Origin of the sequence: Nonomuraea sp. NPDC047897 (assembly GCF_043204415.1) — a bacterium.
GTDB lineage: Bacteria > Actinomycetota > Actinomycetes > Streptosporangiales > Streptosporangiaceae > Nonomuraea.
This window is the reverse complement of sequence record NZ_JBIDCC010000021.1, coordinates 73,609-87,509: the sequence shown is the minus strand read 5'-3', so window position 1 is coordinate 87,509 and position 13,901 is coordinate 73,609. Positions and strand designations below refer to the sequence as shown.

The following is a 13,901-nucleotide window of genomic DNA, read 5'->3' as shown; positions in this document are numbered from 1 at the left end:
GGGTATGGACGTGCGTACCTTCTGGCTCGCCGGGCGCCCCGCCTCAGGGGACGGCGAGCACACCGTGACCAATCCCCACGACGGTCGCGAGGTCGGCCGGCATTCGGTGCCGACCGACGCGCAGGTGGAGGAGGCCGTGGCCGCCGCCGACGCGGTGGCCCGGCAGGCGGCCGCGCTCCCGGTGCACGTGCGCGCCGAGGCGCTGGCCCACGTCTCACGCCGGCTGACCGCGCGGTCCGAGGAGTTCGCGCAGCTCATCACCGCCGAGAACGGCAAGCCGATCCTGTGGGCGCGGGGCGAGGTGAGCCGCGCCGTGGCGACGTTCCGCTTCGCGGCCGAGGAGACCCGCCGCTGGTCGGGCGAGGTGCAGCGGCTCGACACCGAACCCGCCGCAGCCGGCCGGCTGGCCTACGTCTCGCGCGTGCCGTACGGGCCGGTGCTGGCGATCACGCCGTTCAACTTCCCGCTCAACCTGGTCGCCCACAAGGTCGCCCCCGCCATCGCCGTCGGCGCGCCCGTCGTCGTCAAGCCCGCCCCCGCCACGCCGCTGACCGCCCTGCTGCTCGGCGAACTCCTGGCCGAGACCGACCTGCCCGCCGGGATGTTCTCGGTGCTGCCGGTCGAGAACGAACGCGCGAGCGGCCTGGTGCACGACCCGCGGCTGCCCGTGGTGTCGTTCACCGGCTCGGCCCCGGTCGGCTACGCCATCGCCGACCAGGTGCCGCGCAAGCACGTGACGCTGGAGCTCGGCGGCAACGCCGCGGCCGTCGTGCTGGCCGACGCCGACCTCGACTGGGCGGCGAGCCGCGTCGCCCTCTACTCCAACTACCAGGCGGGCCAGAGCTGCATCGCCGTGCAGCGGGTGATCGTCGAGCAGCCGGTGTACGACGCGTTCGTCGAGCGGCTGCTCCCGGCCGTCGGCGCGCTCGTCACCGGCGACCCGGCCGATGAGAAGACGCAGGTCGGCCCCCTGGTGTCGGAGGCGGCGGCCGAGCGGGTCGAGCAGTGGATCGAGGAGGCCGTGCGCGGCGGCGCCCGCGTGCTCGCGGGCGGCACCCGCGAGGGCGCCACGGTCGCGCCCACGGTCCTCGCCGACGTCCCCGCCGACGCCAAGGTGGCCCGCGAGGAGGTCTTCGGGCCCGTCATGATCCTCCAACCGGCGGCGTCGATGGAGGAGGCGTACGCGATGGTCAACGACTCCGCGTACGGCCTGCAGGCCGGGGTGTTCACCCGCTCGCTGGACGCGGCCTTCCGGGCCAACCGGGAGCTGGAGGTCGGCGGCGTGATCATCGGTGACGTGCCCTCGTACCGGGCCGACCAGATGCCCTACGGCGGCGTCAAGGACTCCGGCATCGGCCGCGAGGGCCTCGGATCGGCGATGCGCGACCTCACGTACGAGAAGGTCATGGTGGTGACGGGGCTGTCGCTCTGAGACGGCGCCCGGCGGCGCGCACGGGCGGGCCCGTGCGCGCCGTTCAGGCGAGGAAGACCAGCTGCGCGGCGACGAGGACGTCGAAGACGCCGCACCACTCCGCGTACGAACGCGACACGACCGCGTCCCTCCTGAGATGGACGAAGTCCCAGACACCGTGCAGGAACCAGGCCGCGGCCACCAGGTAGCGGCCCAGGTCCGGCTCCGCCGCCAGCGCGGCCAGCACCAGCGCCCCGAACGCGAGCACGCCCAGGGCCTGCACCCGGAACTCCTTCGAGCGGCGCAGCTCATCGGAGACGGCGCCCCACACCAGGACGGCCAGTGCCATCCCGGCGAACACGGTCGGCGCGGGCACCGCGTCCAGCACCCGCAGGCTCACGTAGAGGACGACGAACACGGCGAGCGTCGGCCACGACGCCGCCCGCCGCCGGACGCCGGCCACGACGAGGTAGACCAGGGGCAGCAGCAGGGCCACCTCGGCGAGCGCGGTGATCTCCCCGTCCGAGGAGCCCCCGGCCAGCCGCGCCGCCGCCGTACCCACGGCCAGGGCGGCCGGCCAGCGCCGCAGCACGGCAGTCCAGCGGGACCGGCGCGACGTGGGGTCAGGCACGGGCGGGACCCCCGTACTCGGCGCGCCGGCGGAGCATCACCAGGAGCATCAGCGGGAGCATCACGACGTGCTCCAGGAGGAGCAGCGCGCCGGCCGAGACGACGCCTGTCCACAGCAACGGGAACAGGACGAGGGCGGGGACGAACATGGAGCCGGCCATCTCCAGCGTCGAGGCCCAGCCGTGGCCGCGGTAACGCATCCAGACGATCATCCCGACGGACATGTGGACGGCCATCTCCAGGGCGGCCGGCTCCGGCCGTGCCGGGAACTCCAGGCCCGCGAGCGCCAGCCCGCCGCGCACGGCGGCGCCGAGCACCGCCATGCCGACGAACATCGCCGCAACCATCTCCAGGTAGTGGCGGGCGAACGGCCACCAGCCGCGCCCGTGGGCCGCTGTCGCTCTCATCTCGTGCTCCTCCTGTGTACCGGGTTGGGGTATCCGGAACCCAGACTGCTGGACGGCGGGTCGGGCCAGTAGTGCCGGAACGGCACGTCCGAGCATGGAGCTGTCATCAGATCGCGTGACATTTGTCATCCACGCCCGCCATACCCCCGTACCGTGCGGCGAAGGGGGAGAATGGCCGCGTGCGTGACGGGCCGGGCGATCGAGGGGCGGGGCTGAGCGGCTTCCGCCGCTACACGTGGTGGAGCCTCACGGGGAGCATCACGCTCTCCCTGGTGCTCTTCGTCCGGACATGGGCCCTGGACGACGGGGTGCCGCCGTGGGCCGGCGCTGTCAGCGGTCTGGCGCTGGTGCTGCTCGTCGTGGCCGCGGCCGTCCTCCTCGCGCGCCGCCTCCGCCGCCCGCCCGGGAACGGCGTGTCCGGCGGTGCGGTGCGCGGGCGGCCTCCGGTCGGCTGGCTGGTCACGGGGGGGCTGGCCGCGGCCGTGCTGGGGGCCGTTCCGCTGGCGGTGCGCGACGACGGGCTGTGGTCGGTGGCCCCGGCGGTCATGGTGTCGATCACGGCGACGTTCCTCAGGCCGGCCCGCCGACGTACCCTCATCGCGGGCGCGATCGTCGCGGCGGCGGCGGTCGGCGGGGCCGCGGCCCTCGCCTCGGGCGACGAGGGGTGGCTGCTCGCGGCGGCCTTCCCGGCCGGCATGGTCGCGTCCGTCGCCTGGATGGCGCTCGGCATGCTGTGGGCCTGGGACGTCGCCGACCGGCTCGACCGGGCACGCCACCTGGCCGCCGAGCTGGCGGTCAAGGACGAGCGGCTGCGGTTCGCCGCCGACCTGCACGACATCCAGGGGCACCACCTCCAGGTGATCGCGCTCAAGGGCGAGCTGGCGGCGCGGCTCGTCCAGGCCGACCCGGCCCGGGCCGCCGCGGAGATGCGGGAGGTGCGGCGCCTGGCGGCCGACGCGCTCCGCGACACCCGCGCCGTGGTGCAGGGATACCGGCGCACGACCCTGGAGGACGAGATCGCCAACGCCGCGAAGGTGCTGACCGCGGCCGGCATCGACACGGCCGTCGACCGGGACAGGGCCGCCGGCGCGCGCCCGCTGCCTGAGCCCGCCCGGCACGTGCTGGGCCTGGTGATGCGCGAGGCGACCACCAACGTGCTGCGCCACAGCCGGGCCCGCCGGGCGCGCATCGCCTACGGCGTCGAGGACGGCCGCGCCCGCCTGCTGGTCGGCAACGACGGCGCCGCCGACCCGCCCCGGCCGGACCCGGGCACCGGGCTGCGCAGCCTGGCCGAGCGGCTGGAGCGGGCCGGCGGCACGCTGGACTGGCGGCGCGACGGCGAGCGGTTCGAGGTGGCGGCTTCGCTGCCGGCCGCCCCGCCCGCCCCGCCCGCCCCGCCCGCGCACCCGGCCGAGGCGGGCACGCCGTGATCCGCCTGCTGATCGCCGACGACGAGGACCTCATCAGGGGCGCCCTGGCGGCGCTGCTCAGCCTGGAGGACGACCTGGACGTCGTCGCCGAGGCGGCCACCACCACGGACGCGGTGCGGCTGGCGCGCGAACGGCGGCCCGACATCGCCGTGCTCGACCTGGAGATGCCACCCGCCGACGGGCTCAGCGCCGCTCAGGAGATCCGCGCCGCGCTGCCCACCCGCATCGTCCTCGTCACCCGGCACGCCCGGCCGGGCGTGCTCCGACGCGCCCTCGCCGCGGGGGTGAGCGGCTTCGTGCCGAAGACCACAGCCGCGACCCGGCTCGCCGAGATCATCCGCGACGTCGCCGCCGGCCGCCGGTACGTCGACCCGGACATCGCCGCCTCCGCGCTGGCCGAGGACGACTGCCCGCTGACCGAGCGGGAGCTGGAGGTGCTGCGCGCGTCCCGCACGGGCGCCTCGGTCAACGAGATCGCGGCCCAGGTCCACCTCGCCCCCGGCACGGTGCGCAACTACCTGTCGGCCGCCATGGCCAAACTCGGCGTCGGTTCCCGGCACGCCGCCGCCCACCGCGCGTGGGAGGAGGGCTGGATCTGACGCCACGTGGTGGGTCAGGCGCGTTCGGCGGTGGTGAAGAGGGTTTTCACGGCGTCGCCGAAGTAGGGGCCGTACATGGTGCGGTGGTCGTCGCTGTACTTGAAGCTGCTCAGGGAGGTCAGGGTGCCCTTGCCGGTGTCGTGGTCGAAGCCGGACAGCCAGGGGCCGCCGCTGGAGCCGGCCGTCATGTCGCAGCCGAGGCCCTGGTCGCGGGTTTCGCCGTAGGGGTCGTCGCGGAGCCGTCCGGCGCAGTAGACCAGGTGCTCGCCGTTGTACGGCGGGTCGGCGGGGTAGCCGAAGCCGAAGGCGTGCCCGCCGCGCGGACGGTTGAAGGCGATCTCCTGGGCGCCCACCACGTCGGCGACGTGCCTGCCCGACGAGGTGCCGAGGACGACCATGCCGACGTCGTGACTGTCGTCGGCCGAGCGGGACCACGGGCCGGCGACGAACATGCGGCGCGCCGGGTACCTCCCGTACGGGTGGCCGCCGCCGTCGCGGTAGCCGGGTACGAACGTCCAGTTGGCGGCCCACTGGCCGGCGCCGTCCTTGACGCAGTGGCCCGCCGTCACCACCACGTCGCGGTTGGCGCTCCTGACCGTGCTGGCCGAGCAGACGAAGTCGGCTCCGTTCATGGTCATGAAGACGCGGCCGGTGGTCTTGGTCACCACGCCGCCGGCCGACCAGCGCGCGCCGTACGTCGTCTGCTGCGGTAGGGCGGGGCGGCGCTCGGCGGCGGCCGGCCGGCGCTCGGGGGTGGTGAGCCCGCCGAGCAGGCCGCCGTCCCGCTGCGCGGTGCGCGTCAGGCCCGCCAGCGAGCCCGTCACGGAGCCCGCGAGACCGAGCGGCAGCGCCGCGGCCATCCGCCGCGGCGTCCAGTAGCCGAGCACCCGCCGCTCGTCGGCCGGGCCGCGGGCGGCGACGTGCTCGACGACGTCGGTGCGCCGCGCCGCGCCGGCCGCCTTCGTGGCCTGGCCGGTCCGCGCCGCCCGGGGCCCGGCGCCCGGGGCTCCGGGCGGTCGATGGTCCGCCTGGGCGGAGGGCGCGGGTCGCTGTGGGGGAGTCGCGCCGACGAGGGCGGGGCCCATCAGCCCCGCGACGAGCGGAACGGCCGCCAGCAGAGGGGAGCTCAGCGTCATGGCACCCGAGTGTGCACTACAACGTGTGCCCTTGTGGCTACTTTCGGTAAAACGCCTCAGAGTGCGTTGGTGCGTTGCGCGGCCTGGTAGACGGCCTGCGCCTCGGTGCCGAAGAACGGGCCGAACATGAAGTCCGGGGCGAAGTTGTACTTGAAGCTGTTGACGGAGTTGAGCCAGCCGAGCCCGGTCGACTCGTCGAAGTTGCGGAACCACGGTCCGCCGCTCGACCCGCCTGTCATGGCGCAGCGCAGCCCCAGATCGCGGGTCATGACGGTGTCGTCGAACGAGCGCCCGCTGCAGTAGATGAGCCGCGAGCCGTCGAACGGCGCGGCCGCCGGGTAGCCGAAGGAGTACATCTGCTGCCGCCTGGCCTGGTTGAAGGCGATCCCCTGCCCGCCCACCACGTCGGTCAGCGTCCGGCCGCCGAGTGGCGCGACCACGGCGGCGGCGATGTCGAAGTTGATGTCCTCGCGGGCGTTCCACTGCTGGGTGGTCAGCAGCCTGGTGGCCACCCAGGTGCCGAACGGACGCCGGCCGTTGTCGAACCCGGGGACGAACACCCAGTTGCGGTGGGCGGCGCCGTTCAGCTTCACGCAGTGCCCCGCGGTCATCACGACGCTCTCGTTGGCGCTGGTGACGGCCGTGCCGGAGCAGGAGGAGTTGCGGCCGCCCGCGGTGGTGAAGAAGACGCGCCCCACGGTGCGCACGACGCCGCCGCCGTCGGTCCACCGCAGGCCGGGGCTGTTGGGCACCTGCGCCTGCCGGGTGGCCTGCCGGACGGCGGCGGGCGCGGTGCCGCCCACCGACCAGGGTGCGCCGCGTCCGCCGCCCATCGAGGAGCCGCGGATCGTGTACGGCACGCGCCCGGTGTCGGCTCCGGTGCCCGTGCCGTTCCAGGTGCCGGTGCCGCCACGGGGTGTGGTCGAGGAGCCGCGGGTGGCCCACGGGCTGCCCTGCGTCGGCGTGTCCGAGGAGGCGCGGCGGGGCGCCGGCGACGACAGGGGCTCGGCCGCCAGCATGCGCTGCGACGTCCAGTACTGCAGGACGGTGCGGCGTTCCGCCCAGGAGTCCGTGGTGGACCAGCGGACGGGCCCGGGGTCCAGGCCGGTCGCAGAGGTGCCGGCCCGGGCGGCGGCCGCGGACGCGGGGATCAGCGCGCCCGCGGCGGCGAGCGCGACGGCGGAGAGCAGGGCGACTCTGCGGTGCATTGCGTACCTCCCGAAACCGGAATCTGCCGTTGGAAGGTACGTATGGCGATATCCCTTTTTCTCAACCTATGCGCAATCCGATATGGCGCATCACCATACGAACCGGCGACGATACCGTCCGTCACTAACCCGGTCGATTCCGGGAACGTCGCGGCAGAGTGCCCAGGCGCGCCCTCGAGCGGGGACAATGGACGGGTGCAAGCAGAGTCCCTCCGCTCCGTCGTCGTGCTGGGCTCCACCGGTTCGATCGGCACCCAGGCCCTCGACGTCCTCACCGCCGACCCCGGCCGGTTCCGTGTCGCGGGGCTCGCGGCCGGGGGCGGCAAGGTCGAGTTGCTGGCCCGGCAGGCCGCCGAGGTCGGGGCCGAGGTCGTGGCCGTCGCCGACGAGGCGGCGGTGCCGGCTCTGAAGGACGCGCTGGCCGCGCTGGGCGCCGCGCCCCTGGTGCTCGCCGGTCCGGCGGGCGTGGCGGAGGTGGCCGCGTGGCAGTGCGACACCGTGCTCAACGGCATCACCGGCGCGCTCGGCCTGACCTCCACGCTCGTCGCCCTGGAGTCCGGCCGGACGCTGGCGCTGGCCAACAAGGAGTCCCTGATCATCGGCGGGCCGCTGGTCAAGCGGCTGGCCAAGCCGGGCCAGATCCTCCCCGTCGACTCCGAGCACTCCGCCGTCCAGCAGTGCCTGTGGGCGGCCGGGCCGGACGGCCCCGACGCCGACGCCGTCAGGCGCCTCGTGATCACGGCCAGCGGCGGCCCGTTCCGCGGCTGGAGCCGTGCCGACATGGGGGAGGTGACGCCGGAGATGGCGCTCGCCCACCCCACCTGGTCGATGGGCCCCATGATCACGATCAACTCCGCGACCCTGGTCAACAAGGGGCTGGAGGTGATCGAGGCGCATCTGCTGTTCGACCTGGGCTTCGACCGGATCGAGGTGGTGGTCCACCCGCAGTCGGTCATCCACTCCATGGTCGAGTTCGTCGACGGCTCCACCGTCGCCCAGGCCAGCCCGCCCGACATGCGGCTGCCGATCGCGCTCGCCCTGGGCCACCCCCGGCGGCTGGCCGGCGTCGCCCGGCCCGTCGACTGGACCCGGGCGCAGACCTGGACCTTCGAGCCGCTCGACGACGCCGCGTTCCCCGCCGTGGCCCTGGCCAGGCACGTCGGCTCGGCGGGCGGCACCGCCCCGGCCGTCTACAACGCGGCCAACGAGGCGTGCCTGGAGGCGTTCCTCCGCGGTGAGCTGCCGTTCCTCGCCATCGTCGACACGGTCGCCCGGGTGGTGGAGGAGCACGACGTCACTCCCGCCGGTTCGGTCGAGGAGGTGCTGGCCGCCGACGGGTGGGCGCGGGCCCGGGCGGCGGAGCTGACGACGCGGCAGTCCCGCTGACTTCCTAGACTGGACACCGTCTTCGACATCTAAGAGGAGCAATGTCTTCTGTAGCACTCGGCATCCCGACGGTCCGCCCCAAGCCGCTGGCCGAACGACGGCACTCGCGGCAGATCAGGGTGGGTAACGTGCTCGTGGGTGGCGACGCGCCCGTCTCCGTGCAGTCGATGACCACCACGGTCACCGCCGACGTCAACTCCACCCTGCAGCAGATCGCCGAGCTGACGGCGTCCGGCTGCCAGATCGTGCGCGTGGCCGTGCCGTCCCAGGACGACGCCGACGCGCTGCCGATCATCGCCAGGAAGTCGCAGATCCCGGTGATCGCCGACATCCACTTCCAGCCGAAGTACGTCTTCGCCGCGATCGAGGCGGGCTGCGCGGCGGTGCGGGTCAACCCGGGCAACATCAAGAAGTTCGACGACAAGGTGGGTGAGATCGCCAAGGCGGCCGCCGAGCACGGCGTTCCCATCCGCATCGGCGTCAACGCCGGCTCGCTCGACCCGCGGCTGCTGCAGAAGTACGGCAAGGCCACGCCCGAGGCGCTCGTCGAGTCGGCGCTGTGGGAGTGCTCGCTGTTCGAGGAGCACGGCTTCCGCGACATCAAGATCTCGGTCAAGCACAACGACCCGGTCGTGATGATCAACGCCTACCGGCTGCTCGCCGCCCGGTGCGACTACCCGCTCCACCTGGGTGTGACCGAGGCCGGGCCGGCCTTCCAGGGCACGATCAAGTCGGCCGTGGCGTTCGGCGCGCTGCTGGCCGAGGGCATCGGCGACACGATCCGGGTGTCGCTGTCGGCGCCTCCGGTGGAGGAGGTGAAGGTCGGCACGCAGATCCTCGAGTCGCTTGGGCTGCGCGAGCGCGGGCTGGAGATCGTCTCGTGCCCGTCGTGCGGCCGGGCGCAGGTCGACGTCTACACCCTCGCCGAGCAGGTGCAGGCCGGCCTGGAGGGGCTGAAGGTGCCGCTGCGGGTGGCGGTCATGGGCTGTGTCGTCAACGGCCCCGGCGAGGCGCGTGAGGCCGACCTGGGCGTCGCCTCGGGCAACGGCAAGGGTCAGATCTTCGTCAAGGGCGAGGTCGTCAAGACGGTGCCCGAGTCGCAGATCGTGGAGACCCTCATCGAGGAGGCGCTGCGGATCGCCGAGGAGATGGGCGTCGAGGTCGACCTCGACGACGACGAGGCTCCCGGCCCCCAGGTCACCGTGGGCTGAGCCGCCTTTTCGTTACGCTGAGCCATTGAGTCATTACAGGATGGCAAGCGTTCCCCCATACCGATCGTGACGGGCCGGTCACCCGGGCAGCATCACTGGTCATGAGACGGGTGAAGCGGTGCGTACGGATGGTCGCCGCCGTGGCGGTGCTGGCCGGTGGCGTGGTGAGCGTGGCGGGAAGCGCCGCCGGGCCGGCCGTGGCGGAGCCGGTCAGGCCGGTGCCGGGGCTGGAGTGGGGGGCGTGTCCCGCCGAGGGCACGGCGACGGCCGCCGTGCGGGAGGCCGGCGTCCCGGCCACGGAGTGCGCGACGCTGCGCGTGCCCCTCGACCACGCCGACCCGGCGGGTCACGCGATCACGCTGGCCGTCAACCGGATCAGGGCCACGAAGCCGCGTGACGGCGGCCGGCTGGGCACGCTGCTGGTCAACCCCGGCGGCCCCGGCGCGTCCGGGCGCTCGCTCGCCGAGCACGTCGCCAGGACGCTGCCGCGCAGGGTGGCCGAGCGCTACGACGTGATCGGGTTCGACCCGCGCGGTGTGGGCCTGAGCCGACCGGCCATGCGCTGCGTCGACCCGGAGGTCTACTACGCCCCGCCCCGCCCCGACGCGGTGCCGCGCGACGCGAACGACGAGCAGGCGCTGCTCGGCCGGGCCGCCACGTACGCCGAGCGGTGCGGCAGCCTGTGGGCGTGGCTGCTGCCGCACATGACGACCGAGGCTGTCGCCCGCGACCTCGACGTGCTGCGCGCGGCACTCGGCGAGGAGCGGATCAGCTACCTCGGCTACTCCTACGGCACCTACATCGGCGCCGTCTACGCCACGCTCTTCCCGCACCGGGTCGACCGCCTGGTCATGGACAGCGCCGTCGACCCGGGCGGCGTCTGGTACCAGACCAACCTGGCGCAGAACCTCGCCTTCGACCGCAGGCACCGCGACTTCCTCGCCTGGACCGCCCGCAACAACCGGGCCTACCGGCTCGGCACCGACGCCCGGCAGACGACGTTCGCCTGGTACGCCATGCGCTCGCGGCTGCGCGAGAATCCGGCCGGCGGAGTGGTCGGCCCGAGCGAACTGGACGACATGTTCACCGTCGGCGGCTACACCGACCGCGTCTGGCCGGAGCTCGCCGGCGCCTGGTCGGCCTACGTGCGCCGCGGCGACGCGCGGCCCATGCTCGCCGCCTACGAGCGGCACGGCAAGCAGGACGCCGAGGACGAGAACGGCTACGCCGTCTACCTGAGCGTGCAGTGCACCGACGCCGCCTGGCCGCGTGACTGGACCGCCTGGCGGGCCGACATGACGCGCCAGCACCGCCGCGCCCCGTTCATGACGTGGCCCAACGCCTGGTACAACGCGCCCTGCGCGTTCTGGCCGGCCCGCGCCGGCACGCCCGTCGCGATCAAGGGCTCGTCCGACCTGCCGCCGATCCTCATCCTCCAGTCGCGTGGTGACGCCGCGACGCCGTACGAGGGGGCACTGGGGATGCGCGAGCGCTTCCCGACCGCCCGGATGGTGGTGGACGAGGGCGGCAACCACGGCGTCTCGCTGGTCGGCAACGCCTGCGTCGACCGGCACCTGACCGCCTACCTCGCCGACGGCACGGTGCCGGCGCGCGGCGCCACGTGCGCGGCCGTCCCGGCGCCCAAGCCGGCCGCCCGGATGGCCACCGGCCGGGCCAGGGGTCACGATCGGCGCACCGAGCCGCGTCAGGGATGAGCCAATTGGCAGGGTGTCGCGTAGTCTGACCATGTGATGCTGCGTACATCGGCGTCGCGTGTGCTCGACGACAGCGACCGGGACGAGGCTCTGGCCCTGCTCGACCTGGATCCGGTCGCCAACGTCTTCGTCTCCTCCCGAGTGCGCACGGTCGGACTCAACCCGGCGCGTCTGGGCGGGCAGATGTGGGGGTTCGGGCCGCGCGGCGGGCTCGTCTCGCTCTGTTACGCCGGCGCCAACCTGGTGCCGGTGAACGCCGGCCCCGAGGCCGTGCACGCCTTCGCCGACCGCGCCCGCAAGCAGGGGCGCCGCTGTTCGTCGATCGTGGGGCCCGCCGAGGCGGTCTCGCCGCTGTGGGAGCGGCTGGAGCCGCACTGGGGGCGGGCCCGGGCCATCCGGTGGGAGCAGCCGGTCATGGCCATCTCGCATCCGCCTGCGGTGCCCGCCGACCCGCTGGTGCGGCGGGTCACGCCCGACGAGTTCGACCTGCTGCTGCCGGCCTGCGTGGCGATGTTCACCGAGGAGGTGGGGGTCTCGCCCAACCTGGGTGACGGCGGCGCCCTCTACCGCACCCGCGTGGCCGAGCTGATCCGCATCGGCCGGTCGTACGCCCGCATCGACGACGGGCGGGTGGTGTTCAAGGCGGAGGTCGGCGCGGTCACCCCGTTCGCCTGCCAGGTGCAGGGCGTGTGGGTGGACCCGGAGCTGCGCGGGCGGGGGCACGCGGTGGCCGGGATGGCCGCGGTCGTCAAGGCCGCGCTGGCGTGCTTCGCGCCGGTCGTCACCCTGTACGTCAACGACTACAACCACGCGGCTCGGGCCGTCTACCGCAGGGTGGGCTTCCACGAGGTCGACACGTTCATGTCGGTCCTGTTCTAGCGGTGTTCCGGCGGTGGACGTCGCGCTGGTGAGGGTCCGCCGACCGGGGTGGTGTCCGGTCAGCGGAGGTCGAACAGCTCGTTGATCCGCGCGTACGGCCAGGTGATCTTGTCCGGGTCGACTCCCTGGCCGCCGGAGGTCGGCCGCTCGTAGTGGAGGCGATACCAGGCCGCGTCCTGCTCTCGCTCGTCTTCGGTCCGGGTGTCGGCGCGGCCGGAGCCGTCGCCGAAACGGCCGTCATCTCCTCTGGCCACCTCGATGTGGCGGATGAAGTCCTCGGCGAGATCGTCGGAGTCGTTCCAGCGGCCGAAGTCGTGCGCGTCGAGGATGAGGAGCTTGCTCTCGGGATGGTACCTGGACGTCTCGGCGCCCGAGAGCTCGTTGCGGTAGATCGTGGTGATGCCGTGGTCCCTGGCGTAGGCGAGCGCCGCACGGCCTTCCTCCGTCTCGCGCAGCGTTCGCTCGGTGAGGTCGCGGGCTTCCTCGTTGTCGTCCCAGGGGACGGCGAACCCCGCCGCGACGAGGGCGGGGACGGTGGCCAAGCCCGTGACGTAGCCGACCGCGCCCAGGTCTCCCATCCTCGCGGTGGCCCTGAGCAGGGCCTTGGCGTGCCTCAACGCGGCGACCGGGTTGCGCCGGATGTTGTCCTTCATGCCGGCGAGCGCCACCTGCATCCGCTGGCGCAGGGCCGCGATGTACAGCCTGCTTCCGGCGGTGCCGAGCGCGGGGCCGAGGGCGAAGTAGCGGACGAGCGCGATCACCAGGGCGATCAGTGCGGCGATGACGTACAGTCTCCAGACCATCTTCAGCGTGACCAGGAGCATCGTGGCCGTGCCGGAGACGGCGGCGGCCACGCCGCCCTTGTCGGTCTCGGCCTGGGCGACGGGCAGGAGGTCCTCGAAGGCCGTCAGGTCGTCGCTGACGTTGCCCGCCGTGCGCACATGGGCCGCCGCGTCGTTCGTGCCGCTCCGGCCGCTCTTGGCCTCGGTGGCGATGTCGAGAGAGGCCGACGTCCCCTGGAGGCGGTCGAGGTCGTCGCCATGGCTGCCCAACGGGGCCACGTCGGCGATCAGGTTGTGGGCCCAGCGCAAGCTCTCGGGCAGTCCTTCGTTCACGACGCCGCCCCGTTGGCGTACTCGGTGTGGACGTAGCCGCGTTCGGCGGCCACGTGCCTGGCCGCCATGCCGCGCAGGCCGGTGGCGATGCTCTCGAAGTGCTGTCCCAACCGGTCGGTGAGGCCGGCGCACTCGGCGTCGAACTCCTCGCTCAGCTCGTCACGGGTGCCGGCGCACCGGGCCACACCCGGCAGCGCGAGGGTGACCGCCCGCTGAAGGCGGTCGGCGACCGCGGCCAGGTCCTGGGCGGTGCGGACCCGGGAGCCGAAGGTCACCTGGATCCCGTCGAACGTCTCGCTCATGGCCGCATCAACCGATCCAGGCGCGCGGTGAGCCCGTTGACGGTGGACAGGAGCTCGTCCATGTCCGCCTGGGTGTCGGCCTTGACCTTCTCGATCAGGTCGGTCAGCTCCAGCGGGTCCTGCTTCAGCACGTCGGGCATGGCCTGGGTGGCCCGTTGCTGGGCCGCCTCCCGGGCCCGGCCGAACGCCTCCATGATCGCCTCGGCCAGCTCGGCGGCGGGCAGCCGCATGGCCCGCGGGTCGAGTTCCAGTCCGGTGAGGTCGGAGGTGCCGTCCACTTCCACGCTGACGAGCCCGTCCGCGGCCGTGGCGGACTCCCGTAACGCCAGGAAATCATGCAGAAAATCCATGGTCTCCCAGATTAGGGGTCCGGGCGGGGATCATCAAACAAGATCATCAGCGTTCATGCACATTTCACTTCGCGTTGGCGGTGCTGGTTCGCCGGGCTCGTCGGCGCGGCTCCACCCGCCCG

Annotated in this window: 14 protein-coding genes; 7 read left to right on the top strand and 7 right to left on the bottom strand. The window is 73.5% G+C overall.

Annotation, left to right across the window (positions count from 1 at the left end):
* The first annotated feature begins 4 nt into the window (after positions 1–4).
* Positions 5–1,432, top strand: a complete 1,428-nt coding sequence (locus ACGF0J_RS34700; RefSeq protein WP_393152938.1) for an aldehyde dehydrogenase family protein — start codon at positions 5–7, stop codon at positions 1,430–1,432.
* 43 nt (positions 1,433–1,475) lie between these two features.
* Here ACGF0J_RS34700 and ACGF0J_RS34695 read toward each other — a convergent pair whose 3' ends face one another.
* Together ACGF0J_RS34695 and ACGF0J_RS34690 are read right to left on the bottom strand one after the other, a co-directional pair.
* On the bottom strand, positions 1,476–2,042 hold the full coding sequence (locus ACGF0J_RS34695) for a hypothetical protein (RefSeq protein WP_393152898.1): 567 nt from the start codon (positions 2,040–2,042) through the stop codon (positions 1,476–1,478).
* Positions 2,035–2,448 (bottom strand): hypothetical protein, encoded by a 414-nt coding sequence (locus ACGF0J_RS34690; protein WP_393152896.1) that lies wholly within the window; start codon positions 2,446–2,448, stop codon positions 2,035–2,037. The genes ACGF0J_RS34695 and ACGF0J_RS34690 overlap by 8 nt, the downstream gene beginning before the upstream one ends.
* Before the next feature lie 179 nt (positions 2,449–2,627).
* On the opposite strand from ACGF0J_RS34690, the gene ACGF0J_RS34685 reads away from it, so the two are divergent.
* On the top strand, positions 2,628–3,878 hold the full coding sequence (locus ACGF0J_RS34685) for a sensor histidine kinase (RefSeq protein ID WP_393152894.1): 1,251 nt from the start codon (positions 2,628–2,630) through the stop codon (positions 3,876–3,878).
* On the top strand, positions 3,875–4,477 hold the full coding sequence (locus ACGF0J_RS34680; RefSeq protein WP_393152892.1) for a DNA-binding response regulator: 603 nt from the start codon (positions 3,875–3,877) through the stop codon (positions 4,475–4,477). The genes ACGF0J_RS34685 and ACGF0J_RS34680 overlap by 4 nt, the downstream gene beginning before the upstream one ends.
* Positions 4,478–4,491: 14 nt before the next feature.
* On the opposite strand, the gene ACGF0J_RS34675 is transcribed toward ACGF0J_RS34680, so the two are convergent.
* Together ACGF0J_RS34675 and ACGF0J_RS34670 are read right to left on the bottom strand one after the other, a co-directional pair.
* Complete coding sequence (locus ACGF0J_RS34675) at positions 4,492–5,613, bottom strand: trypsin-like serine peptidase (RefSeq protein WP_393152890.1); 1,122 nt, start codon at positions 5,611–5,613, stop codon at positions 4,492–4,494.
* A 56-nt stretch (positions 5,614–5,669) separates the two neighbouring features.
* The gene (locus ACGF0J_RS34670; RefSeq protein WP_393152888.1) at positions 5,670–6,821 is read right to left on the bottom strand and encodes a trypsin-like serine peptidase; all 1,152 of its coding nucleotides are present in this window, start codon (positions 6,819–6,821) and stop codon (positions 5,670–5,672) included.
* A 195-nt stretch (positions 6,822–7,016) separates the two neighbouring features.
* Between ACGF0J_RS34670 and dxr the strand changes: the two genes are divergently transcribed.
* The 4 genes from dxr (at position 7,017) to ACGF0J_RS34650 (ending at position 12,012) form a co-directional block, all read left to right on the top strand.
* The gene (gene dxr / locus ACGF0J_RS34665) at positions 7,017–8,207 is read left to right on the top strand and encodes a 1-deoxy-D-xylulose-5-phosphate reductoisomerase (protein ID WP_393152886.1); all 1,191 of its coding nucleotides are present in this window, start codon (positions 7,017–7,019) and stop codon (positions 8,205–8,207) included.
* Positions 8,208–8,248: 41 nt separating this feature from the next.
* A complete protein-coding gene (gene ispG, locus ACGF0J_RS34660; protein WP_393152884.1) occupies positions 8,249–9,418 on the top strand; it encodes a flavodoxin-dependent (E)-4-hydroxy-3-methylbut-2-enyl-diphosphate synthase in 1,170 nt (389 codons plus the stop codon).
* A gap of 101 nt (positions 9,419–9,519) precedes the next feature.
* Entirely contained in the window at positions 9,520–11,133 is a 1,614-nt protein-coding gene (locus ACGF0J_RS34655) for an alpha/beta hydrolase (protein WP_393152882.1), read from the top strand.
* A 36-nt stretch (positions 11,134–11,169) separates the two neighbouring features.
* Positions 11,170–12,012, top strand: a complete 843-nt coding sequence (locus ACGF0J_RS34650; RefSeq protein WP_393152936.1) for a GNAT family N-acetyltransferase — start codon at positions 11,170–11,172, stop codon at positions 12,010–12,012.
* Between the two features lie 59 nt (positions 12,013–12,071).
* On the opposite strand, the gene ACGF0J_RS34645 is transcribed toward ACGF0J_RS34650, so the two are convergent.
* The 3 genes from ACGF0J_RS34645 to ACGF0J_RS34635 are packed head-to-tail and all read right to left on the bottom strand — an operon-like array spanning position 12,072 to position 13,779.
* Positions 12,072–13,127 carry a hypothetical protein gene (locus ACGF0J_RS34645; RefSeq protein WP_393152880.1) on the bottom strand — a complete coding sequence of 352 codons (1,056 nt, stop codon included), beginning with the start codon at positions 13,125–13,127 and terminating at the stop codon, positions 12,072–12,074.
* On the bottom strand, positions 13,124–13,429 hold the full coding sequence (locus tag ACGF0J_RS34640; RefSeq protein ID WP_393152878.1) for a hypothetical protein: 306 nt from the start codon (positions 13,427–13,429) through the stop codon (positions 13,124–13,126). The genes ACGF0J_RS34645 and ACGF0J_RS34640 overlap by 4 nt, the downstream gene beginning before the upstream one ends.
* Positions 13,426–13,779 carry a YbaB/EbfC family nucleoid-associated protein gene (locus ACGF0J_RS34635; protein WP_393152876.1) on the bottom strand — a complete coding sequence of 118 codons (354 nt, stop codon included), beginning with the start codon at positions 13,777–13,779 and terminating at the stop codon, positions 13,426–13,428. The genes ACGF0J_RS34640 and ACGF0J_RS34635 overlap by 4 nt, the downstream gene beginning before the upstream one ends.
* Positions 13,780–13,901 lie beyond the last annotated feature (122 nt).

Bases quoted from the DNA above. Each gene is read 5' to 3' on its own strand.
- ACGF0J_RS34700 (WP_393152938.1), top strand. From the start codon at position 5: ATGGACGTGCGTACCTTCTGGCTCGCCGGGCGCCCCGCCTCAGGGGAC.
- ACGF0J_RS34690 (WP_393152896.1), bottom strand. From the start codon at position 2,448: ATGAGAGCGACAGCGGCCCACGGGCGCGGCTGGTGGCCGTTCGCCCGC.
- ACGF0J_RS34675 (WP_393152890.1), bottom strand. From the start codon at position 5,613: ATGACGCTGAGCTCCCCTCTGCTGGCGGCCGTTCCGCTCGTCGCGGGG.
- ACGF0J_RS34670 (WP_393152888.1), bottom strand. From the start codon at position 6,821: ATGCACCGCAGAGTCGCCCTGCTCTCCGCCGTCGCGCTCGCCGCCGCG.
- ispG (WP_393152884.1), top strand. From the start codon at position 8,249: ATGTCTTCTGTAGCACTCGGCATCCCGACGGTCCGCCCCAAGCCGCTG.
- ACGF0J_RS34655 (WP_393152882.1), top strand. From the start codon at position 9,520: ATGAGACGGGTGAAGCGGTGCGTACGGATGGTCGCCGCCGTGGCGGTG.
- ACGF0J_RS34650 (WP_393152936.1), top strand. From the start codon at position 11,170: ATGCTGCGTACATCGGCGTCGCGTGTGCTCGACGACAGCGACCGGGAC.
- ACGF0J_RS34640 (WP_393152878.1), bottom strand. From the start codon at position 13,429: ATGAGCGAGACGTTCGACGGGATCCAGGTGACCTTCGGCTCCCGGGTC.
- ACGF0J_RS34635 (WP_393152876.1), bottom strand. From the start codon at position 13,779: ATGGATTTTCTGCATGATTTCCTGGCGTTACGGGAGTCCGCCACGGCC.